This is a genomic window from Aeromonas genomosp. paramedia, assembly GCF_023093515.1.
In the GTDB taxonomy this organism is placed as follows: domain Bacteria; phylum Pseudomonadota; class Gammaproteobacteria; order Enterobacterales; family Aeromonadaceae; genus Aeromonas.
The window spans coordinates 380,663-402,196 of record NZ_JAAROG010000020.1 but is presented as its reverse complement, the minus strand read 5'-3'; the positions used below and the strand labels follow the sequence as shown (position 1 = coordinate 402,196).

At 62.7% G+C, this 21,534-nt stretch carries 18 protein-coding genes and 1 tRNA gene; 10 read left to right on the top strand and 9 right to left on the bottom strand.

The window, feature by feature from the left end; all coding sequences use genetic code 11:
- Positions 1-165 precede the first annotated feature (165 nt).
- A tRNA-Asp gene (locus tag HB860_RS17440) sits at positions 166-242 on the top strand.
- Between the two features lie 1,266 nt (positions 243-1,508).
- Here HB860_RS17440 and HB860_RS17435 read toward each other — a convergent pair.
- The 5 genes from HB860_RS17435 to HB860_RS17415 form a co-directional block, all read right to left on the bottom strand.
- The gene (locus HB860_RS17435) at positions 1,509-2,495 is read right to left on the bottom strand and encodes a helix-turn-helix transcriptional regulator (protein ID WP_247627432.1); all 987 of its coding nucleotides are present in this window, start codon (positions 2,493-2,495) and stop codon (positions 1,509-1,511) included.
- 304 nt (positions 2,496-2,799) lie between these two features.
- Entirely contained in the window at positions 2,800-3,186 is a 387-nt protein-coding gene (locus HB860_RS17430) for a SirB2 family protein (protein WP_247627431.1), read from the bottom strand.
- Positions 3,183-5,039 (bottom strand): glutathione-regulated potassium-efflux system protein KefC, encoded by a 1,857-nt coding sequence (gene kefC / locus HB860_RS17425; RefSeq protein WP_247627430.1) that lies wholly within the window; start codon positions 5,037-5,039, stop codon positions 3,183-3,185. Before kefC ends, HB860_RS17430 begins: the two co-directional genes overlap by 4 nt.
- A gap of 70 nt (positions 5,040-5,109) precedes the next feature.
- Complete coding sequence (locus tag HB860_RS17420) at positions 5,110-5,709, bottom strand: NAD(P)H-dependent oxidoreductase (RefSeq protein ID WP_202047798.1); 600 nt, start codon at positions 5,707-5,709, stop codon at positions 5,110-5,112.
- Between the two features lie 61 nt (positions 5,710-5,770).
- Positions 5,771-6,613 (bottom strand): LysR family transcriptional regulator, encoded by an 843-nt coding sequence (locus tag HB860_RS17415; RefSeq protein WP_247627429.1) that lies wholly within the window; start codon positions 6,611-6,613, stop codon positions 5,771-5,773.
- A 142-nt stretch (positions 6,614-6,755) separates the two neighbouring features.
- Here HB860_RS17415 and HB860_RS17410 point away from each other — a divergent pair, with 142 nt between their 5' ends.
- The 6 genes from HB860_RS17410 (at position 6,756) to HB860_RS17385 (ending at position 14,995) form a co-directional block, all read left to right on the top strand.
- Complete coding sequence (locus HB860_RS17410; protein ID WP_247627428.1) at positions 6,756-7,478, top strand: SDR family oxidoreductase; 723 nt, start codon at positions 6,756-6,758, stop codon at positions 7,476-7,478.
- Positions 7,479-7,559: 81 nt separating this feature from the next.
- Positions 7,560-7,883, top strand: a complete 324-nt coding sequence (locus tag HB860_RS17405) for a hypothetical protein (RefSeq protein ID WP_202047797.1) — start codon at positions 7,560-7,562, stop codon at positions 7,881-7,883.
- A 47-nt stretch (positions 7,884-7,930) separates the two neighbouring features.
- Positions 7,931-8,362 (top strand): DUF411 domain-containing protein, encoded by a 432-nt coding sequence (locus HB860_RS17400; RefSeq protein WP_025325398.1) that lies wholly within the window; start codon positions 7,931-7,933, stop codon positions 8,360-8,362.
- A gap of 318 nt (positions 8,363-8,680) precedes the next feature.
- The gene (locus HB860_RS17395) at positions 8,681-10,822 is read left to right on the top strand and encodes a S9 family peptidase (RefSeq protein WP_247627427.1); all 2,142 of its coding nucleotides are present in this window, start codon (positions 8,681-8,683) and stop codon (positions 10,820-10,822) included.
- Between the two features lie 550 nt (positions 10,823-11,372).
- Complete coding sequence (locus tag HB860_RS17390) at positions 11,373-12,344, top strand: TAXI family TRAP transporter solute-binding subunit (RefSeq protein ID WP_202047795.1); 972 nt, start codon at positions 11,373-11,375, stop codon at positions 12,342-12,344.
- Between the two features lie 98 nt (positions 12,345-12,442).
- Positions 12,443-14,995, top strand: coding sequence for a TRAP transporter permease (locus HB860_RS17385; protein ID WP_247627426.1), 2,553 nt, complete (start codon positions 12,443-12,445; stop codon positions 14,993-14,995).
- Between the two features lie 53 nt (positions 14,996-15,048).
- Here the strand turns inward: HB860_RS17385 and HB860_RS17380 are convergent, their stop codons facing one another.
- Positions 15,049-15,207, bottom strand: coding sequence for a hypothetical protein (locus HB860_RS17380; protein WP_005332188.1), 159 nt, complete (start codon positions 15,205-15,207; stop codon positions 15,049-15,051).
- A 173-nt stretch (positions 15,208-15,380) separates the two neighbouring features.
- On the opposite strand from HB860_RS17380, the gene HB860_RS17375 reads away from it, so the two are divergent.
- The gene (locus HB860_RS17375) at positions 15,381-16,007 is read left to right on the top strand and encodes a lysoplasmalogenase (protein WP_202047793.1); all 627 of its coding nucleotides are present in this window, start codon (positions 15,381-15,383) and stop codon (positions 16,005-16,007) included.
- Positions 16,008-16,097: 90 nt separating this feature from the next.
- Here the strand turns inward: HB860_RS17375 and HB860_RS17370 are convergent, their stop codons facing one another.
- Together HB860_RS17370 and HB860_RS17365 are read right to left on the bottom strand one after the other, a co-directional pair.
- Entirely contained in the window at positions 16,098-17,651 is a 1,554-nt protein-coding gene (locus HB860_RS17370) for a DHA2 family efflux MFS transporter permease subunit (protein ID WP_247627425.1), read from the bottom strand.
- The gene (locus HB860_RS17365) at positions 17,651-18,703 is read right to left on the bottom strand and encodes an HlyD family secretion protein (RefSeq protein WP_247627424.1); all 1,053 of its coding nucleotides are present in this window, start codon (positions 18,701-18,703) and stop codon (positions 17,651-17,653) included. The genes HB860_RS17370 and HB860_RS17365 overlap by 1 nt, the downstream gene beginning before the upstream one ends.
- A gap of 98 nt (positions 18,704-18,801) precedes the next feature.
- Here HB860_RS17365 and HB860_RS17360 point away from each other — a divergent pair, with 98 nt between their 5' ends.
- Complete coding sequence (locus tag HB860_RS17360; protein WP_247627423.1) at positions 18,802-19,704, top strand: LysR family transcriptional regulator; 903 nt, start codon at positions 18,802-18,804, stop codon at positions 19,702-19,704.
- An 80-nt stretch (positions 19,705-19,784) separates the two neighbouring features.
- Positions 19,785-20,099, top strand: coding sequence for a DUF2007 domain-containing protein (locus HB860_RS17355; RefSeq protein WP_202047789.1), 315 nt, complete (start codon positions 19,785-19,787; stop codon positions 20,097-20,099).
- Between the two features lie 23 nt (positions 20,100-20,122).
- Here HB860_RS17355 and HB860_RS17350 read toward each other — a convergent pair whose 3' ends face one another.
- On the bottom strand, positions 20,123-21,406 hold the full coding sequence (locus HB860_RS17350; RefSeq protein ID WP_247627422.1) for a dicarboxylate/amino acid:cation symporter: 1,284 nt from the start codon (positions 21,404-21,406) through the stop codon (positions 20,123-20,125).
- Positions 21,407-21,534 lie beyond the last annotated feature (128 nt).

Genomic DNA, 21,534 nt, shown 5'->3' with positions numbered 1-21,534 from the left:
TCAGAAGTGAAACGCGGTAGCGCCGATGGTAGTGTGGCATTCGCCATGCGAGAGTAGGACACTGCCAGGCACCCAATTAAACAGCGCCGTGCACATCACGACGTTGGCCGAGAGGATGACACCTCAGATAAGCGGCACAAGATTTAGCGCAAGCTAGCCGAATGCGGAGCGGTAGTTCAGTCGGTTAGAATACCGGCCTGTCACGCCGGGGGTCGCGGGTTCGAGTCCCGTCCGCTCCGCCACTATTTAGAAAGCCCAGTCGAAAGACTGGGCTTTTTTTCGTTTCAAGCCCCCCCGAAATACCACTGTCACCACTAAAGGCTCGACGATATCAGTGCGTTGCCACATGTTCTCTGATTATCACCCGGTTTCACGCGGCTTCCCATGGACACTCCGCCACTGATTTTGCTCTGGTGCATATGAAGCAGAGGGAGGGGCAAATCGTCGTCCACTCAACAGACTTGACTGCTCTATGAATCAAGAAGTGAGGAAGTAGCGTCTCTGGGGGGCCAAGGCGTTCCGCTTTTCTGCCCAGGGTGGTTTCGATAACTCTGGCAAGGAACCTTCCACGAGATACTTCTTATGCCTGCGGGCGAGGTGATTCAGGCAACAGCTCCGGGACATGGGGTAAGTGCCCCCAGGATGGGCTGATTCGCTGGAATGCATATAAAGAAAAGGGGACGGCGTCTGCCGTCCCCTCAAGTCATCTCGTCCAGTCCCTGAACTGCCATGCTCCCTGCAATCCTTGACTCTATCCTTTCCTTTGGAATTTCCCCTTCCCATTCCATTGGGGTGTCCTGTGGCCATCCTAGCCTGGCAATCACTCCTGATTGCTTCACCGTCTCCGTCCTGGAGGTGTCCATTACCACATCCCGTGGTGTTCCATGCGTCATCCTGACAGATAACCACCCTGGTCATCTCGCTTCATCCTGAAGCTGTTCCTGCCGCTCCTGCGGAGTTCCTGTCATCCTGAAGAGTGACTATCCGTGCCACTCGCCCTCATCCCGGGGTGTCCTGCGACCGCATCCTGCGGTTGTCCTGTCATTCCTTGTGATAACCATCCGGGTTATCAACCTCATCCTGAGATGTCCTGCCACATCCTGCGGCTTTCCTATTTATGCGCTGTTCCTGCATCCTGCCGGACCAGCCGTCCTTGTGAGACCCATACTAAGGCAATCGTGGGCAGGAACAAGGCATGGAAGGCCATCAGATAACGCCAGATGATGAATTAATATCTGTCATGAATCTGAATTTTTCTTTTTTATCAGTACCTTATTTAGTTTCCCAGGAAAGCATGTGGCTCTCGGGATGGCTTCACGTACGGCTCAACACTGAGGGGTCTTACAGGAGGAATGGCGGATCTCTCACAACCAAAAACAGGGAGGAAAACGATGGTACAGAAGGCTCAATCAGGGGTGTAAGAGTTAAAAATTAATTGAATAATTATGTGTGAAAAACAGACAAAAGCCGAGCTCATGCTCGGCTTTTCATCATTCATCCGATTGTGCTCAGCTGACCCGGGTACCCGGTGTCGGATATGCCTTGCGCAGGGACTCCGGTGCCAATACTTCCAGGTTGCCACTCATGTTGTTCAACCAGGAGCGGAACTCGGGCGTATCCTGGACCTCGGTCTCCACCACCACGCTGCGCTTGTCGTAGCGGGTCATGCGCGGGTTGTGTCCCGGGATCTGCCCATCGATCAGGGTGGGGCAGTTGGCATCGATGCGTCCGACGAAGCGGATCGGGCCGCTGACGCCCTGATAGCCTTGGTCGCGGATCAGCTTCTGGACGTTGAAATCCTTCGGCTGGGTGGCGCTGAAGTTGGTCAGTTCCACGTTCTTGATGTGATCGAACGGGATGCCATAGACCTTGGGATCCAGCTCGGACAGGGTGCAGAGCAGGATGGGGCCATCGGGCTGGTTCAGGATCCCGAGCGGATTGATGCGGTCATAGCAGAGCCACACGGTGCGTTCCTTGATGACACGCTGGATCTCGGCGCTGAACTTGCGACCACGCCAGAGGGCGTCGCGGATCAGGGTGCTGCGGCGGATCTCAGGGTTGCCGGCAAACGGACGCGGCGACTGATGCACGCTCTCGAGCCAGCGCTCCGCCAGTTCGCTCTGGCTGTCACGGATCACCTGGCTGGCCTTGTCGACCAGGGGGTTCAATTCGGTCAAGACACTCGCCGGTAGCAGTTGGCTCGCCTGATCACTCCAGGTTTTCAGGGCCACCGCCAGGGAGAGCGGCATGATGTTGGCAAAGTCGTTGAGACCGTGGCGCTCGAAGCACCAGCCGTGTGGTTTGCTGCGCTCATCCGAGGTGAGGTCGAACAGTCCCATACCGGACATCTCTTCCAGGTCCCGTTGCACGGTACGCAGACTGACGTGAATGCCTTCCTCTTCCAGTTTTACCTGGAGTTGGCTGGCGGTCAGCTTGTAAGGGCGGTGCGGGATGCAACGCGCCAAGGTCAGTTGTCGTAACAGCTTCTTACTCATGGTGCATGCCTTCACTGGTTTAGCGTTGAGTGTATCCTAGCCATGGCATGCGACAGTCTATGTCGCAAGTTTTGCTGCGACAACTGTCGCCATTTTCATACATAACGAGATAACCGATTGATAAACTTCAATAATAAAGGCATGGAGGGGGTTGTTTGGCGCTTTTTTTTGCCAAAATAAAGCGTTCTCCAGATTTGCCCGGTTGTCACGACAGGGGAGAAATGTATAGGGAGCCAAGGGGGAGGAGGGTATTCGGCAGGGGGAGAGAGGTGAGGGACTGGGCCCTCACCGGCAAAGAGGTCGTTCAGGCCAGCCAGGACCAGGCTGACTTGGTGATGGCGGCGCCAATCATGTAGCCAAATACCGCAAGGGCGGCGGCCCCGGCGATCAGCTTCTGGCCGCGCGCAGGGCGCTTGAGCGCCATGACGCCGAGCCCTATGTAGAGCACCAGGGCGATCAGCTTGGCCATCAGCCAGGGCTGCTGCCCGGGGCTCATCTGCAGGGTGACCGCCAGCAGCACGCCAAACAGCAGCAGCAAGGTGTCGTTGATGTGGGGCAACACCTTGAGCCACTTCTGCTGCAAGCGCCCGCTGCCAGCCAGCGCCAGGCTCCAGCGGTAGATGAACAGCAGCAGGCTGACCATGGCCAGGGTCATGTGCAGGTGTTTGAACATGGGGTAATAGGCAATCATATTGCTTCCTTGTCGTTGTCGGGCAGACCGCTGTTCCAGTTGTGCGCGTGGGTACGCTCCTGTCCTTCCTGATCGTCTTGCAGCAGATCGGAGAGGATCTCGCGGTATTGCAGGCTCTTGTTGATATAGGTGTGCTCGTCATCCAGGTAATTGACCTGTTCCCGCAGCAGCCGGTTGTCATACTGCTTGAACACCTGACCCGCACGCCAGGCCTGGTTGGCCCGGAATCCGAGCTGGGTCAGTGCCTCTACCCCCAGATCCACGGCCGATCCCAGGGTTTCCCGGTGCACGCTGTCGACGCCGTGCCGAAGGATCTCGTGGGCATGGGGCCTGTCCTGGGCGCGGGCCAGGATCTTGAGGTGCGGGAAGTGTTTCTTCACCATCTCGATCACCTCGAGGGAGGTAGCCGGATCGTTGATGGAGAGCACCAGCAGCCTGGCCTTGTGGGCCCCGGCGGCATGGAGCAGGTCGAGCCGGCTGGCATCGCCGTAGAATACCTGATAGCCGTACTTGCGCAGCATCTCTATCTGGCTGGCGTCCTGCTCCAGTATGGTGGTGCCTATGCCGTGACCGTGGAGCAGACGCCCCACTATCTGACCGAAGCGGCCGAAGCCGGCGATGATGACCGGGTGCTCGACCAGTTCCGGCTGCTCGTGTTCGGGGGCATCGCTCTGGTTGCGGTAGTCGAACCAGGGCTGGATCACCCGATCGTTGAGGATCAGCAAGAGCGGCGTCAGCGCCATGGAGAGCGCCACCACCAGGGTCAGCAGCGAGATGGTGTCACCGGGCAGCACCTTGTTCTGGGCGGCGAACGAGAACAGCACGAAGGCGAATTCCCCCCCTTGTGCCAGCGCCAGGGCGAAGGTCCAGCGCTGGCTCGGCGAGATGCGAATGATCAGGCCGAGCACCATCAGCACTCCCCATTTCAGGAGCATCAGCCCTATCACCAGGGATGGAATGAGCAGGGGATGGGCGGCAAACAGACCGAAGTCGATGCCGGCGCCCACCGACATGAAGAAGAGGCCGAGCAGCAGCCCCTTGAATGGCTCTATGTCCGCCTCCAGCTCGTGACGATACTCGCTGTCCGCCAGCACCACGCCGGCGAGGAAGGAGCCGAGGGCGGGGGAGAGGCCCACCGACTCCATCAGCACCGCGATGGCGATCACCAGCAGCAGGGCGGCGGCGACGAAGATCTCCCGCATGTGGGACTGGGCGATGGCACGGAACACCGGCCGCATCAGGTAGTGGCCGCCCAGCACTATGCCGGCGATGGCGGCGACCACCAGCAGGCCGTGCTGCCAGCCCGCCAGATCCGGATTGCCGTTGCTGGCCACAGGCGCGATGGCGAGCAGCGGCAGTATGGCCAGGATGGGAATGACGGCGATGTCCTGGAACAGCAGCACAGCGAAGGCGGATCGCCCGCTCTCGCTCTGCATCAGTTTGCGCTCCTGCAGGCTCTGCAGCACGATGGCGGTGGACGATAGCGCCAGGATGAGACCGATGGCGAGCCCCTGCTGCCAGGGCAGGCCGATGAGATGAGCGACCCCGGTCAGGGCCCCCGTGGTGAGCAGCACCTGCAGGCCGCCGGTGCCGAGTATGGGTCCCTTCAGCTGCCACAGCAGGGCAGGGCGCAGCTCCAGCCCGACCAGAAACAGCATCAGCACCACCCCGAACTCGGCGAAGTGCATCACATCCTTCTGCTCCCCCACCAGTCCCAGCAGGAAGGGACCTATGATGATGCCCGCCAGCAGGTAGCCGAGCACGGAACCCAGCCCCCAGCGTTTGGCCAGCGGCACCGCTATCACCGCCGCCGAGAGATAGATCAAGGCGTCAAACAACAATCCGTGCCCCATCAGCCGGTCCTCCGTTCGTCTCTGTTCGTCAGGGCCGGCAGCGCGAGCCCGATGAAAATCCAACCTGTCGTCATGACAACTCCCCCAGCAGATCCCGCAGATAGGGGCTGCCAGCGAGCTGGGCCGGGGTCAGCCGCTCATCGCGCAGGGCGCAGATCAGCTGGCGGTAATCCTGGCCACAGCGGCGCAGCGCCTCCGGATCTTTCAGCTTGTGGAAGGAGTGCAGCACGAAGGGGGGCAGCCACTGCATGCCGCACAGCTGCGCCGTCTGCTGGAACGGCAGCAGGAAGTCGAGCAGCGGGCGCTGGTTGTAGCCCTCGCTGCAATATGACTCCGGAGCACCCCCCGTGGTGATGGCGGAGAGCCACTGCTTGCCACTGAGGGCGTGGGCCTCGGGGCCGTAGGCGTAGCCATACTCCAGCACCAGATCCAGCCACTCCTTCATGATGGCCGGGCAGGAGTACCAGTAGAAGGGGTGCTGGAAGACGATGATGTCGTGCTCAGACAGCAGGGCCTGCTCCCGCTTCACGTCGATGAACATGTCCGGGTAGTGGTGGTAGAGGTCGTGCAGGGTGATGCCCTCCAGACCGTCGAGTGCCTGCAGCAACTGCCTGTTGGCCCTGGAGCTCTGCAGGGCCGGGTGCGAGAAGATGATCAGAATGCGTTTCATGAGGTCCTAGCCTGAAGAGGGGCCTGGTGCCGATAAAAAAGGGCGGTGAGCTGCGACGTTATCAAGAAGCACCCCGGCTCGCCAGTTCCGGGATCAGGTCGCGCAGCGCCGGATTCAGGGTCTGATGGGCGGGATAACAGAGCCCGATGCGGCGAAACATCCGGGGTCCGCTCACTGCCAGGGTGCGCAGCCCCGGCTCATCTTCCACCAGCCCGTCGGGCAGGAAGCTGATGCCCACTCCCGCCAGCACCAGTGCCATCACCAGCCCCTTGCTCTCGGCCTTGGCCACCAGATTGAGGGTGAGCCGGTCACAGGCCAGCAGGCCTATGGTCTGCTGATGAGCCTCGCAGGGGGGACACTCAATAAAATCATGATGTTGCAGCTCTACCAGCGCGATCCTCTCGCGACTGGCAAGGGGATGGCCGACCGGGACGCAGAGCACATAGTCCTCCTCCCAGAGCGGCAGGAAGATCTCGTCCTCCCGGCGCAGGGCATCCAGAGTCAGTCGGCAGTCGGCAGGGGTGCCGTAGTCGGAGAGAGTGAGATCCAGCTCGGGCAGCACCCTCTGCACCCGCTGCAACAGCCCGGCCACCCGGCGGCGGCTCAAGTCCGGCATGATGGCGATATTGAGCCTGGCGCGCGTCGCCTTCTGGCGAAACAGCTCCGGCAGGCGGCGAGCCTCTTCCACCAGCTTGACCGCGTGGGGATAGAGGTAATGGGCCGGGTCCCTGGCCTCCACCCCCTTCTTGCCCCGGATGAACAGGCTGTCACCGAGGGACTCCTCCAGCTGGCGCAGGCCCGCCGAGAGGGAGGGTTGACTGACGTGGCAGCGTGCCGCCGCCGCCGTGATGTTCTTTTCTTCATAGATGGCGATGAAGAAGCGTAGCAATCTCAGGTCCAGCATAAAATCAACCATAGCTTTTTCAGATGGTAACCAGTGGAAAACAATATTTATCACCGATAGATGTGGCGACTATAGTGATTGAGTCCCGTGCTGGCCAGCCCTTGTTTGACTCAGTTCCTCAATGAATCAGAAGGAAATACCCATGTCCAAGTCCCTCGTCGTGATCACCGGTGCCTCCGCCGGGATCGGTGCCGCCATCGCTCGCGCCTTCTCTGCCGCCGGTCACCCCCTGTTGCTGCTGGCCCGCCGGGTCGAGCCCATGCAGGCGCTGAACCTGCCCGAAGCACTCTGTGTCGGCGTCGACGTCACCGACACCGCCGCCATGAAGGCTGCCGTCCAGCAGGCCGAGGCGCAATTCGGCCCAGTGGGCTGTCTGGTCAACAATGCCGGCGTCATGCTGCTGGGTCAGGCCGATGTGCAGGATCCGGCCGAGTGGCAGCAGATGCTCAACATCAATGTCATGGGGGTGCTGAACGGCGTGCATGCCGTGCTGGCCGGAATGAAGGCGCGCCGCAGCGGCACCATCATCAACATCAGCTCCATCGCCGGTCGCAAGACCTTCCCGAACCATGCCGCCTACTGCGCCACCAAGTTTGCGGTGCACGCCCTGACCGAGAACATCCGGGAAGAGGTGGCGGACGTCGGCGTGCGGATGGTGACCATAGCCCCGGGGGCGGTGGAGACCGAGCTGCTCAGCCATACCACGGATGAGAGCATCAAGGCCGGCTACCACGGCTGGAAAGAGGAGATGGGTGGCGTCATCGCCCCCGAGGTGATTGCCGAGGCCGTGCTCTATGCCTGGAGCCAGCCTGCCAACGTCTGCGTGCGCGAGATAGTGCTGGCGGCCACCCGCCAGCAACCCTGATAACCATGACGGCGGGGAGGGCTTGACCCTCCCCCTGGGCCAAGGGTTACCATAGGCCCTCTTCGATCACTGAGTCATCCCATGGTTCTGACCCGTCGCCAACTCGCTCGCGCCCGCCGCTGGCTTCCCCTGTGGAGCCTGCTGATGGTGCTGATGTCGTTTGGCAGCCGGGCGGCGACCGATCTCTGTACTCTGACCCCCCATTGCAGCCAGAGCGAACGCACCCTGGAAAAAGCCATGCCTTGCGGCAGCTTCACCTCGGCGCTCGCCATGACGGTGCTCACCAGCGACAGCCTGACGGTGGCCTGGCTTGAGCCCGACATGCCAGCGTTCATTTCCCCCTCTCTCTTCATGCCGGAGGCGCCGCTGGAGAGGCTCGAACGGCCCCCTCGCCAGCTGGGTTGAGTCGAGTTACCCGTTTTTTGGGCATTTCTTCTTATCCGAGGTGAGTCATGTACAAGTCCCTGTTACTGGCCGTGCTGGCCGGTACCGTCAGTTTTTCTGCTCTGGCAACCGAGCAGATGACAGTCTACAAGTCCCAGTATTGCGGCTGCTGCAAGACCTGGATCAAGCACATGGAAGAGAATGGCTTTGCGGTCAAGGTCGTCGAAACCGAGCAGCTTGAACCGGTCAAGCAACAGTACGGCATCACCCCGCAGCTGGCCTCCTGCCACACCGGGGTGGTGAACGGCTATGTGGTGGAGGGACATGTGCCCGCCGCCGACGTGCAGAAGCTGCTCAAGGAAAAACCGGCGATCCGCGGCCTGACCATTCCGGGCATGCCCCAGAGTGCGCCTGGCATGGATATTCCGGGTCAGCCCTACCAGGTGCTGAGCATCAGCGAGGAGGGCGCGACCAGAGTCTGGTCGAGCTATCCCGGCTGACGAACACTGGTCATGAGCCGGCACCACTCCATCATGTGAGGCACACCTGAGCGAATCCGTGCCGCTCATGGCCAGAGCAGGAGGGCCACCCTTGTGAGAGGGTGGCCCTTTTTCATGGTTTGGGGCCGAATGTCCGGGGATCACTTGCAACCCAGGGCGACAAGGGGCAGATTGATCGCCAATTTATTTTCTCAGGGGCGATGTTCCGGTTTGCCAGCCTTGTTTCCGCACCGGCGGAGTGAGCGGCGGCGGCCTGATCGTCAATTCATGGCGCTCCCCGCGAGCCTGCCTGCCCTGTTACAGCGCAAAGGATGCGACATGTTCATCTTTCCCCGAGGGTTGCTGCTGCTGGCTTGTCTGGTCGCCGTGCCCTGTACCCATGCCAATGAAGAGCCCGTCATGCCGACAAGCGAAACCCCCATCCTGCCCCCTGTGGCCCCCAAGCACCCCCATACCCTGAAAAAGCACGGGGACGTCCGGATCGACAACTACTACTGGTTGCGTGACGACGATCGGCAAAAGCCCGAGGTGCTGGACTATCTCAAGGCCGAAAACGCCTACACCGAGGCCATGCTCAAGCCGGTCAAGCCGCTGCGTGACCAGCTCTACAAGGAGATGGTGGCCCGCATCCCCCAGCAGGACGAGTCCGTGCCCTATGTGAAGAACGGCTACCGCTACCAGACCCGCTATGAGCCGGGCAAGGAGTACGCCATCTACTCCCGCAGCAAGGTGGGGGAGAAGGACGCCAGCCTGATGCTGGACAGCAACCAGCGCGCCGAGGGTCACGAGTTCTATTCGCTGGGAGCCCTGGAGGTGAGCCGCAACAACCGCTGGCTGGCGGTGGCGGAAGACTTCCTCTCCCGCCGTCAGTACCAGATCCAGTTCCTCGATCTGGAGAGCGGCACCTGGGCCGCCGACAAGCTGGAGAACACCTCGGGCAACCTGGTGTGGGCCAACGACAGCAAGACGGTGTTCTATGTGCGCAAGCACCCCAAGACACTGCTGCCCTACCAGGTCTATCGCCACGAGCTGGGCAGCGATCCCGCCAAGGACAAGCTGGTCTACGAGGAGAAGGATGACAGCTTCTACGTCAGCCTCTATGCCACCACCTCGGAAGACTTCATCGTCATCGCCCTCTCCAGCACCACCACCAGCGAGGCGCGCCTCATCGACGCCAACACGCCGGTCCAGGCGCCGCGCCTGTTCCTGCCCCGCCAGGTGGATCACGAATACAGCCTGGATCACTACCGCGGCCGCTTCTATGTGCGCTCCAACAAGGACGGCAAGAACTTCGGCCTCTACGAGACCAGGGAGAGCCCGGTGGATCGCTGGAAGGCGGTGATAGCCCCCAATCCGGACGTGCTGCTGGAGAGCTATGCCCTGTTCAGGGACTGGCTGGTGCTGGAGGAGCGCAGCAAGGGGCTGACCCGGCTGCGCCAGATCAACTGGCAGAGCGGCGAGCAGAAAGAGATCGCCTTCGACGATCCCGCCTATGTCACCTGGCTCGCCTACAACCCGGAGCCGGAGACCAGCGCCCTGCGCTATGGCTACTCCTCCATGACCACGCCGTCCTCCACCTATGAGCTGAACCTGGACAGCGGCAAGCGCACCCTGCTCAAGCAGCAGCCGGTGGCGGGCTTCAAGGCCGACCAGTACGCCAGCGAGCGGGTCTGGGTGACCGCCCGCGACGGGGTGGCGGTGCCTGTCTCCCTGGTCTATCGCAAGGATCTGTTCAAGAAGGAGGGCAAGAACCCCCTGCTGGTCTATGGCTATGGCTCCTACGGCGCCAGCATGGATCCCGACTTCAGCAGCTCGCGCCTGAGCCTGCTGGACCGCGGCTTCGTCTACGCCATCGCCCATGTCCGGGGCGGCGAAGAGCTGGGGCGCCCCTGGTATGAAGACGGCAAGCTGCTGAAAAAACAGAACACCTTCCACGACTTCATCGACGTGACCGAGGCGCTGGTGGCCCAGGGCTATGGGGCGAGAGACCAGGTCTACGCCATGGGGGGCAGCGCCGGCGGCCTGCTGATGGGGGCCGTCATCAACCAGGCGCCCCAGCTCTATCGCGGCGTGGTGGCCCAGGTGCCCTTCGTCGACGTGGTCACCACCATGCTGGACGAGTCCATTCCCCTCACCACAGGGGAGTACGACGAATGGGGCAACCCGAACCAGAAGCGCTACTACGACTACATGAAGAGCTACAGCCCCTACGATCAGGTCAAGGCGCAGGCCTACCCCAACCTGCTGGTCACCACGGGTCTGCACGACTCCCAGGTACAGTATTGGGAGCCCGCCAAGTGGGTCGCCAAGCTGCGGGAGCTGAAGACGGACGACAACCAGCTGCTGCTCAGCACCGACATGGATGCCGGTCACGGCGGCAAGTCGGGTCGCTTCAAGGCTTACGAAGACATCGCTCTGGAGTTTGCCTTCATCCTGGAGCTGGCCAGGCCGAAGGCATGAGGCTGGGTTAACCGCTTGTTGCTGAACCGCGATCCGGGCGCCAGAGATGGCGCCGATTCGCAGATGAGATCAGGCCGGCGAGGGCAACCCCGGCGGCCTGTGTCTTGCTCCCTAGCCTGACCCTGTCTCGGGGCGCCCTCAGCCAGATGGCAGCCCTTGTCAGCAAAGGGTTGCAAAGGAATCCACCCCCTCCATTTCCCCGCTGCCTGCGCACACAAAACCAATTAATCCACGACCGATGAATTGATGATCCAGTTCAAATTTCTCGCTATTTAAATCCGCCGCTTTGCCATTTTGTTTGATTTATGTTGGCACTCTGTGCCTAATCAAGGGGTTACAACTTTTGATCCGGCTCTTTTGTGGTCGAATCACCCTCAGTCGGCATGACGCTGATTATCTCACCGCAGGATGATGGTGGCTTCTGGAAGGGCGTTCGCCGCTCGACCATTTCCTCGTACGAGGCTGTATAGGCAGACCCAGTCTTGGTGCGGGTCCGTCTCATATTCACCCGGGAATCGGGTGAGATAAATCAATGAAAAGGATGAAGAACATGAAAGGATTATCCTTGGCGTGCGCCCTGTCGGCGGCCCTGGTCGGTGTGTCGTTTGGTGGTCCGGTACAGGCGCAGGAGCGCTTCGTGACCATAGGCACCGGCGGTCAGACCGGCGTCTACTACGTGGCGGGCCAGTCCATCTGTCGTTTCCTCAATCGCGGCGCCGCCGATCACCAGATCAAGTGCAATGCGCCGGCCAGTGGCGGTGGCGTGGCCAACGTCAACGGCATTCGCAGCGGTGAGTTCAACTTCGGCATCATGCAGTCCGACCACCAGTACAAGGCGATGAAGGGGCTGCCCCCCTTCCAGGCCGAGGGGGCCATGGATGACATGCGCGCCGTCTTCTCCCTGCAGAGCGAAGTGTTCACCATTCTCGCCCGCCGCGACGCCAAGATCGCCGGCTTCGACGACCTGAAGGGCAAGCGCGTCAACATCGGCAACCCGGGTTCCGGCCAGCGCGACACCATGGAAGAGATCATGGCGGTCAAGGGCTGGAAGAAGAGCGACTTCGGCCTGGTCTCCGAGCTGAAGCCGGCGGAGCAGGCCTCCGCCCTGGGTGACAACAACATCGACGCCATGAGCTACTTCGTCGGTCACCCGAACGGTGCCATCCAGGAAGCCTCCACCACCACGGACGCCGTGCTGGTGCCGGTGACCGGCGCCGACATCGACAAGCTGCTGGCCGAGAAGAGCTACTACACCAAGGCTGAGATCCCGGGTGGTCTCTACAAGGGCAGCGACAAGCCGACCCCGTCCATCGGTGGCAAGGCGGTGCTCTCCACCAGTGCCAAGGCCGATCCTGAAGTGGTTTACCAGCTGGTCAAGTCTGTGTTCGACAACCTGGATCGCTTCAAGCGTCTGCACCCGGCCTTCGCCGATCTGAAAGAGGCCGACATGATCAAGGTGGGTCTCTCCGCGCCCCTGCATGAAGGCGCCGCACGTTACTACAAAGAGCGTGGCTGGCTCTGATTGAAGGCCTGCCGGCCTTCCATCGTTCTCTTCGACACCCGCCCGCCACACCGGCAGCGGGTGTCGTGTCGTTGTACTCGCAGGCAAAAGTTAACCCTATGCAAGAAAAACAACTCTCTACCGAGGAACTGATCGCCCAGGACGTGGGCGCCCGGCTGCCCCTCGGCCTCATGGGCTGGCTGATCACCGGGCTGGCGCTGGCCTGGTCCCTGTTCCAGCTCTGGATCGCCTCGCCGCTCCCCTTCATTTTCGGGGTCGGCGTACTCAATGACACCGAAACCCGCGCCATTCACCTGACCTTCGCCCTGCTGCTGGCCTATCTGGTGTTCCCGGCCTTCCGGCGCTCCCCCAGAGACAGGGTGCCCCTCGGCGACATCGCCCTCGGTCTGATCGCCGCCGGTGCGGCCGCCTATCTGTTCGTCATGTATGAGGCCCTGGCCCAGCGCCCCGGCAACCTCACCACGGCCGATCTGATCACCGCCTGCATCGGCATTCCGCTGTTGCTGGAAGCCGCCCGCCGTGCCCTGGGCCCGGCCCTGGCAGTGATCGCCCTGGTGTTTCTCGCCTACAGCCTGGCCGGCCCCTGGATGCCGGGGCTGCTGGCGCACCGCGGGGTGAGCTTCACCGCCCTGGCGAACCACCAGTGGATCACCACGGAGGGGGTGTTCGGCATCGCCCTCGGGGTCTCCACCAGCTTCGTGTTCCTGTTCGTGCTGTTCGGTGCCCTGCTGGAGCGGGCCGGTGCCGGTCACTACTTCATCCAGCTCGCCTTCAGCCTGCTCGGCCACCTGCGCGGCGGCCCGGCCAAGGCGGCCGTGGTGGCCTCGGCCCTGACCGGGGTCATCTCCGGCTCCTCCATCGCCAACGTGGTGACCACGGGCACCTTCACCATCCCCATGATGAAGCGGGTCGGCTTCTCCAAGGAGAAGGCGGGGGCGGTCGAGGTGGCCTCCTCGGTCAACGGCCAGATCATGCCCCCCGTGATGGGGGCGGCGGCCTTCCTGATGGTGGAGTATGTGGGCATTCCCTACGTGGAGATCATCAAGCACGCCTTCCTGCCGGCGGCCATCTCCTACATAGCGCTGCTCTACATAGTCCACCTGGAAGCGCTCAAGCTCGGCATGCAGCCCATCGGCGGCCATCAACCCAAGCCCTGGCTGCGTCGCCTGACCGGCTTCGCCTTCGGTGCCACCCTCATCAGCGGCCTGTCGATGGCGGTCTACCATGGTCTGGGCTGGCTCAAGCCGGCGCTGGGGGACTATGCCCTGCCGGGGATCGCCCTGTTGCTGGCGGCCGTCTATCTGGGTCTGCTGAAGATAGCGGCCAGCAATGCGCCGCTGCCCGCCGAGGATCCGGATCAGCCCCTCACCGAGCTGCCCAACACCCGCGCCGTGCTGCTCTCCGGCCTGCACTTCCTGCTGCCTGTGGTGGTGCTGGTGTGGTGCCTGATGGTGGAGCGCCTCTCCCCGGGGCTGTCGGCCTTCTGGGGTACCGTCATGCTGGTGATCATCCTGCTGACCCAGCGGCCGCTGCTCAACTGGCTGCGCACCGACGGCAAGCATGACTACGGCTCTGCCCGCGATGGTCTGGTGGACTTGAAGGAGGGCCTGGTGGCCGGTGCCCGCAACATGATCGGCATCGGCATCGCCACCGCCACGGCGGGGATCATAGTCGGTGCCGTCTCCCAGACCGGGGTCGGCCTGGTGCTGGCGGATCTGGTGGAGATGCTCTCCATGGGCAACCTGCTGCTGATGCTGATCCTCACCGCCCTGCTGAGCCTTATTCTCGGCATGGGGCTGCCCACCACAGCGAACTACATAGTGGTCTCCAGCCTGCTGGCCCCCGTGGTGGTGACGCTGGGGCAGCAGAACGGCCTCATAGTGCCGCTCATCGCCGTGCACCTGTTCGTCTTCTACTTCGGCATCATGGCGGACGTGACCCCGCCGGTGGGGCTGGCCTCGTTCGCGGCGGCCGCCGTCTCCAAGGGGGATCCCATCAAGACCGGGATCACCGCCTTCTACTACAGCCTGCGCACCGCGGCGCTGCCGTTCCTGTTCATCTTCAACACGGATCTGCTGCTGATCGACGTGGACTTTGCCCACGGGGTGCTGATCTTCGTGGTGGCCACGGTCGCCATGCTGATCTTCGCCGCCGCCACCCAGGGCTGGTTCCTGGTGAAGAGCCGCTGGTACGAGAACGTGCTGCTGCTGCTGGTGGCCTTCACCCTGTTCCGTCCCGGTTTCTGGATGGACATGGTGCACGATCCCTATCGTGAGACGCCTCCCGCCCAGCTGGCCCAGACCCTGGGCGAGGTGGAAGCGGAGAGCACACTGCGACTGCGGATCCAGGGGGAGGATGCGGTGGGCAAGCTGCGTCAATCCACAGTGCTGCTGGCGGTACCGGCCGGTGCCGATGGCGAAGAGCGATTGGCCGGCCTGGGGCTGACCCTGTACGAGCAGGACGGCAAGACCCTGATCGACAACGTCACCTTCGGCAGTCCGGCGGCGGCGGCCGGCATGGAGTTTGATCAGGAGATCCTCTCCGTCAAGGCGCCTACCGAGCGCTGGCACAAGGAGCTGATGTGGATCCCGGGCTTCCTGCTGTTTGCGCTGGTGATCTGGCTGCAACGGCGACGGGCCACCCGCTCATAGACACCACCAATAAAAACGGCGCCTCGATGGCGCCGTTTTCAATACCGGGCAGGCTAGTTTGACTGGGTCTGCTTCTGCTTTTGCAGTTGATCCAGGGTCTGTTGTTCCTGCGGGCTCAGACCAAGCTGTTCACAGGCTTGTTCGAAGCTGATCCCCAGGTGGCACATCATGATATCGATGGCGGGCAGGTAGTTGGTCATTGCGTCTTCCATGGTGATCTTCCAGAGCTGTCTCTTATGCCCGAGCCGCGAGCAGGGGGCAATTAGACTTTAGGTGTAGGGTGCCATCTGCTTCACCCCCCTGCCACTGGGCGGGGGAATTTGCTACTCTTGCGGGCACTAAAGAGGTTGCCGTGTGACCGCGAGCAATCGGTGAGGAGCAGGGCATGTTATTGAGTTTCTTGATCATCGCATCTGGCTGGTGGCACATCCGCGCGGCTTATGGCTCAGACTCCCGTCAGTTCTACATCAGCAAACCCCTGACCATGCTGTTCATCATCGCCCTGGCCTTTGGCTACCAGAGCGATGACCACAACGGTTCCCACGCCTGGATCCTGCTCGGCCTCTGCCTGTCGCTGGCCGGTGACGTGCTGCTGATGCTGCCACGGGATCGCTTCATCCAGGGACTGGCGGCATTTTTTGTCGCGCACCTCTGCTACATAGTCGGCTTCGCCCAGGGCCCCCTTGTGCTCAAGCTGGTGGATGGCCTGCTGCTGTTGCTGGTGGCCGGCATGGTGTTCGGCCTGCTGTGGGGCAAGCTCGGGGAGATGAAGATCCCCGTCTTCTGCTACATGCTGGTGATCATCGGCATGGCCTGGGTCGCCGCCGGCGCCTGGCACGCCTCTCTTACCGCGGGTTCTGCTGCGGCCCTGGTAGGGGCGCTGATGTTCCTCTTCTCCGACAGCATGCTGGCCCTCGATCGCTTCCGCCGCCCCTTCCCCCATGCCACGGCCTGGATCATGAGCAGCTACTTCGCCGCCCAGTTCCTGATCGCCGCTTCGCTGGCAGGGTGACTGTGCCTGAGTTGCCCCCTCGCCGAGGGGAGTGTGCAGACAAAAAAACGGGCCCTCAGGCCCGTTTTGCTATTCCATTTTCACCGTTTTTCACGCCTCCAGCGGCTCGGCGTCCGCGGCCCTGGGGGCCGGCTGCCTGAGCAGCAGCATCAGGGCGCTGGCGATGAGCAGGAAGATGCCCATCACGTAGAACACCTGGTTGTAGGCCATGATGGCGGCCTCCCGGTTGATGGTATTGGACAGCATGGCCCTGGCCTGCTGCTGGGCGAGCGCGGGATCCGAGCCCTGGGCCATCATGGTCTGGGCCAGCTGCAGCAGGTAGGCCTGCCCCTCTATGCTGGTGGCGGCCAGGGTGCTGCCTATCTGGCTGGCGTGGATGCGGGTGTCGTTGTCGATCAGGGTGGCTATGATGGCGATGCCGAAGGCCCCCCCTAGGTTGCGCAACACGTTGAGCAGGGTGGAGGAGGAGGGGATCTCCTCCGGGGTCAGGCTGGCGGTCGCCACCAGGGAGAGGGGCACCATGATGAAGGGCTGGCCCAGGGCCCGCACTATCAGCGACTGGATCAGCTGGGGGCCGGCGTAGTCGGCGCTCATGTTGACGTTCATGAAGCAGCTGATGGCGAACACCAGGAAGCCGAAGCTCACCAGGTAGCGCGGATCTATCCGGGTGACCAACCTGGGCACCAGGGGCAGCACCAGCAACTGGGGCAGGCCCATCCACATCAGCACCTCCCCTATCTCCAGGGCGTTGTAGTTGTGGATCTGCGCCATGTAGAGCGGCAGCACATAGATGGAGCCCATCAGCGCCATGCCGAGCACCAGGTAGGCGAAGCAGGCCAGGGCGAAGCGCGGGCTGTGCAGCAGCCGCAGATTGACCAGGGGATGGCGGCGCAGCAGTTGGCTGATGACGAAGAACACCAGGGCTACCACCGAGATGACGGTGAGCCGCACTATGAAGCTGGAGCCGAACCAGTCCTCTCTGTTGCCCTCCTCCAGCACCACCTCCAGCAGACCCAGCCCCACTGCCATGGTGAGGATGCCGACCAGATCCACCCGTTTTATCACCTCCCAGTCCACCGGCTTCCTGTCCAGGCCGTGGGCCAGCATGGCCATCACCAGCAGGCCGGGGGGCACGTTCAGGTAGAAGATGTAGTGCCAGGAGAGCTGCTCCGTCAGCCAGCCCCCCAGCGTCGGGCCTATGGCGGGGGCGAAGGTGGCGCACAGGCCGAACAGCGCCATGCCGGTGGCCCGCTTGTGCAGCGGCAGCAGGCTGACAATGAGGGAGAAGGCCATGGGGATCAGCGCCCCGCCGGTGAAGCCCTGCAGCGCCCGGAAGACGATCATGCTGGTCAGGTTCCAGCTGAACGAGCAGAGCACGGAGGCGACGATGAAGGCCCCCGTGGTCCACAGCAGGTAGCGGCGCACGCTCAGCCCCCGGCTCAGCCAGCCGCTGAGGGGGATGGCGATCATCTCCGCCACCAGGTAGGAGGTGGAGATCCAGGAGCTCTCGCTCAGGGTGGCCGAGAGGGCGCCCTGAATGTCCTTCAGGGAGGCGTTGGTGATCTGGATGTCGAGTATGGCCATGAAGGCGCCGATGAGGCCCCCCATGACCGCGATCCAGTTGCGACGTGGAATGGGTTCCATCAGTTGGCGGCGACCACGGGATCAGGGGTGCGGGTGTCCACTATCACCTCGCTGGAGAGGCCGGGGCGCAGCTTGCCCGCCAGTGCGCCCGGCTCGGGGATGCGGATCTTGACCGGCACCCGCTGCACTATCTTGGTGAAGTTGCCGGTGGCGTTCTCCGGCGGCAGCAGGGCGAACTTGGCGCCGGTGGCGGGGGCCAGGCTGTCGATGATCCCCTCGACCGGCTGATCCGGATAGGCATCCAGGATCACCTCCACGCGCTGACCCGGTTGCATGTGCTGCAGCTGGGTCTCCTTGAAGTTCGCCTCGACCCACACCTGTTGCAGCGGCACCAGGCTGGCCACCTGCATGCCGGACTGCACATAGAGCCCTTCCCGCAGGCTGCGCTTGCCTATGATGCCGTCCGCCGGGGCCCGCAGCTCTGTGTAGCCGAGCTCCAGCCTGGCCTGTTCGAGCTGGGCTTCACTCAGTGCCAGTCTGGCCTGGTTCTGCTTGGCTTCGGCGTCCAGCACCAGCAGGCGCTCGCGAGCGGCCTGCAGGGCGGCTCTGGCCTCCTGCTCCTGGGCCTGATTGACCTGCAGACCGGCGCGCACCTCGTCCAGGCTGTCCTGGGAGCTGTAGTTGCGCTGATTGAGTTGACTGACCCGGCGCACCTGCTGCTGGGCCCGCACCTGCTCGGCATTGGCCGAGGCGACCCTGGCCTCGGCCTGACGGATCAGGCTCAGCTGCTGGGTACGGGTGGCGGCCAGGTTCTCCGCGGTCGCCTGATTGAGGTGCAGATCGGCCTCGGCCTCGAGCACCCGGGTTCTGTACTCCCTGTCGTCCAGTCTGGCGATGAGCTGGCCGGCCTTGACCTCCTGGTTGTCGGTCACCAGCACCTCGCTGATGTAGCCGGGCAGCTTGGAGCCGATGCCGGTCACCTCGCTCTGCAGATAGGCGTTGTCGGTGCTCTCGAAATGGCGGCCGTGCAGATACCAGTAGGCGGCAAACAGCAGGCCGAACAGGGCCAGCAGCAGGGCTGCCAGCAGGGGGATCTTCTTGTGTTGACTCATGATATGGGTTTTTCCTGAACTGTGGCGGGCAGGCTAACATCGCGTAACTGTTTCGATTAGTATCCATTCATGAGATATACAGTTTCACTGGTGAGACAATGGACCTGAACGCGGCCTTGATTCTGGTGCGCATCGTCGACAAGGGCTCCTTCACCGCCGCCGCCCAGGAGCTGGGCATGACCAAGGCGACGGTGAGCCGCCGCATCGCCGAGCTGGAGCAGCACCTCGGCGTGCGGCTGCTCTATCGCTCCACCCGCCAGCTCACCCTGACCGAAGCCGGTGAGCAGTATTACCTGCGCTGCAGCAAGGCGGTGGAGGAGCTGGCCCAGGCCGAGCTGATGCTGAGTGCCAGCCAGCAGGAGGTGACAGGCACCCTCAAGCTGGCGGTCCCCATCGAGACGGGACAGCTGGTGGTGGGCCGGCTGGTGGCCCACTTTCTGCAAGCCTATCCCGGGCTGCGGGTGGATCTGGAGCTGACCAACCGCATAGTGGATCCCATCAGCGAGGGGCTGGATGCCATAGTGCGGATCGGCGACATGAGCGACTCCAACCTGGCGGCACGGCGCCTGTGGAGCACGGGGCGCCTGCTCTGCGCCAGCCCGGATTATCTGGCGCGCAGCCCGGCCATCACCCGGCCCGAGGATCTGGTGCGCCATGAGCGGGTCGCGGTGAGCAGCGGTTTTCTCGCCTCCCACTGGTGTTTCGAACGGGATGGCCGGGAGGTGCTGGTGGATCCGCCGTCCCGCTTCCAGGTCAACAACATCACCTGTGCCAGAGAGGCGGCGAAGGCCGGGCTGGGGCTCGCCTCCCTGCCCGCCATGTTGTGCCATGATGAGCTGGCCGACGGCTCTCTGGTGGCTTTGCTGCCGGACTGGCAGCAGCCCAAGGTGCCCATCTATCTGCTGTTTCCCGAGCGGCGGCTGATGCCGCGCAAGTTGCGGGTGTTTATCGATTTTCTGGTGGCCAACGGCCCGGTTTACGGCATCGACAACCTGCTGTGAGCGGCAAGCGGCCATGGAGAGTGATGATCCGGGGGCTGGCGCCGTCGGGACATCGACAAGGGGTTGCGAGGTGAGGATTTATGGAGCAGTGGATTAACTTGTATCGAGCCTCTCATTCGCTGGAGGCGCATGCCCTGAAGGGAGCGCTGGAAGTCGAAGGAGTGCGGGTGCGGCTAAGCGGGGAGGGGCTCTCGGGGGCGCTGGGGGAACTGCCCGTGGATCTGCTGCAGGTCACCCTGATGGTGAGCGAGCAGGATCGTCAGCGGGCAGGCCGGATCATAGAGCGCTACCAGCAGCGCCAGGGCAATGGCTGGCTGTGCGGCCAGTGCGGAGAGGAGAACGGCGCCAACTTCGATATCTGCTGGCGCTGCCATCACGATCCTCAGGATCATTGAGATCTCCCCCTTCTCCCGTCCCCTCAGCGCAGGGTGAAGTCGATGTCCTCCCCCGCACTGGCATCGTGATAGATCGCCAGATCCAGCTCCTTCTCGCTGCGGGCGATCAGCACTGACACCAGGATGTCGCCGGAGACGTTGACCGTGGTACGGGCCATGTCGAGGATCCTGTCTATCCCGGCGATGAGCGCCACCCCTTCCAGCGGCAATCCCACTGCGGTCAGGGTCAGGGTCAGCAGCATCAGCCCGGTGCCCGGCGTGCCGGCCGTGCCTATGCTGGCCAGGGTGGCGATGCTGATGATGGTCAGGTAATCCACCACGTGCAGATCCACCCCGAATGCCTGGGCCACGAACAGCGCAGTTACTCCCTGATAGAGGGCGGTGCCATCCATGTTGATGGTGGCGCCTATGGGCAGCACCTTGGCGGTGATGGCGGGAGAGACCCCCAGCCGGCGCTCGGCGCAGGCCAGGCTGATGGGCAGGGTGCTGCTGCTTGAGCTGCTGGTGAAGGCCACCGCCTGGGCGTCGACGATGCTCTTGAAGTAGTGCAGCGGATTGAGGCGGGCCAGCAGGATCAGCAGGCTGCTGTAGACCCCGAGTACGTGCAGCAGGCAGCCGAGGTAGACGGCGCCTATCACCTTGAGCAGGGGCAGCAGCAGGCTCACCCCGTATTTGCCCGTCATCCAGGCCATGAGGGCGCAGACGCCATAGGGGGCCAGTGCCATCACCATCTGGGTCAGCTTGAACATCCCCTCCGCCAGGGAAGTGAAGAACAGGATGGCGGGGCGGCCGCGCCGGCCGGTGGCATTGAGGGCCAGGGCGAGGGCCACCGCAAAGACGATCACCTGCAGTATCTTGCCATCCACCATGGCCTGTACCGGGTTGTGGGGCACCAGATGGCTCAGCACGCTGGCCAGGGTCGGCTGTACCATCACCCCGGTCCGTTCGTAGGGCCCCATGTTGGCGCCCATGCCGGGCTCCAGCAGCCAGCCCATCACCAGGCCGATGCAGATGGCGACGGCGGTGGAGCAGAGGTAGAGACCTATGGCCTTGCTGCCGATCCGATCCAGGCTCTTGCCCTTGAGCAATGAGGTAAGGCCGGCGATGACGGAGCAGAAGATGAGGGGCACCATCAGCATCTGTATGGTGTTCACGAACAGGACGCCGATGGGCTTGAGCAGCAGTGCCTGCTCGCTGAAGCAGAGCCCCAGACCTATCCCGGTCAGCATGCCGAGCAGTGTCTTCAACCAGAGCGGGCGGCGGGTCCAGATCCGCCAGGGCTTGAAGACCAATCCATGGAACAGCATGACGCCAATGTCCTTATTTTCTGTCTGCGATGGCAAAGGGGGCGCTAGTGTAGCCATCCCCCGATCAGGTTGCCACATTATCGACAAAGCGAGGCTCACGGCCAGCCCGGGGGAGCTAAAAAAGGCGT

Coding starts and splice junctions, on each gene's coding strand:
- HB860_RS17400 (WP_025325398.1), top strand. CDS start 7,931: ATGTACAAGTCCCTGTTACTGGCCGTGCTGGCCGGTACCGTCAGTTTT.
- kefC (WP_247627430.1), bottom strand. CDS start 5,039: ATGGGGCACGGATTGTTGTTTGACGCCTTGATCTATCTCTCGGCGGCG.
- HB860_RS17365 (WP_247627424.1), bottom strand. CDS start 18,703: ATGAGTCAACACAAGAAGATCCCCCTGCTGGCAGCCCTGCTGCTGGCC.
- HB860_RS17430 (WP_247627431.1), bottom strand. CDS start 3,186: ATGATTGCCTATTACCCCATGTTCAAACACCTGCACATGACCCTGGCC.
- HB860_RS17355 (WP_202047789.1), top strand. CDS start 19,785: ATGGAGCAGTGGATTAACTTGTATCGAGCCTCTCATTCGCTGGAGGCG.
- HB860_RS17395 (WP_247627427.1), top strand. CDS start 8,681: ATGTTCATCTTTCCCCGAGGGTTGCTGCTGCTGGCTTGTCTGGTCGCC.
- HB860_RS17360 (WP_247627423.1), top strand. CDS start 18,802: ATGGACCTGAACGCGGCCTTGATTCTGGTGCGCATCGTCGACAAGGGC.
- HB860_RS17350 (WP_247627422.1), bottom strand. CDS start 21,406: ATGCTGTTCCATGGATTGGTCTTCAAGCCCTGGCGGATCTGGACCCGC.
- HB860_RS17370 (WP_247627425.1), bottom strand. CDS start 17,651: ATGGAACCCATTCCACGTCGCAACTGGATCGCGGTCATGGGGGGCCTC.
- HB860_RS17415 (WP_247627429.1), bottom strand. CDS start 6,613: ATGCTGGACCTGAGATTGCTACGCTTCTTCATCGCCATCTATGAAGAA.
- HB860_RS17390 (WP_202047795.1), top strand. CDS start 11,373: ATGAAAGGATTATCCTTGGCGTGCGCCCTGTCGGCGGCCCTGGTCGGT.
- HB860_RS17435 (WP_247627432.1), bottom strand. CDS start 2,495: ATGAGTAAGAAGCTGTTACGACAACTGACCTTGGCGCGTTGCATCCCG.
- HB860_RS17385 (WP_247627426.1), top strand. CDS start 12,443: ATGCAAGAAAAACAACTCTCTACCGAGGAACTGATCGCCCAGGACGTG.
- HB860_RS17380 (WP_005332188.1), bottom strand. CDS start 15,207: ATGGAAGACGCAATGACCAACTACCTGCCCGCCATCGATATCATGATG.
- HB860_RS17405 (WP_202047797.1), top strand. CDS start 7,560: ATGGTTCTGACCCGTCGCCAACTCGCTCGCGCCCGCCGCTGGCTTCCC.
- HB860_RS17420 (WP_202047798.1), bottom strand. CDS start 5,709: ATGAAACGCATTCTGATCATCTTCTCGCACCCGGCCCTGCAGAGCTCC.
- HB860_RS17375 (WP_202047793.1), top strand. CDS start 15,381: ATGTTATTGAGTTTCTTGATCATCGCATCTGGCTGGTGGCACATCCGC.
- HB860_RS17410 (WP_247627428.1), top strand. CDS start 6,756: ATGTCCAAGTCCCTCGTCGTGATCACCGGTGCCTCCGCCGGGATCGGT.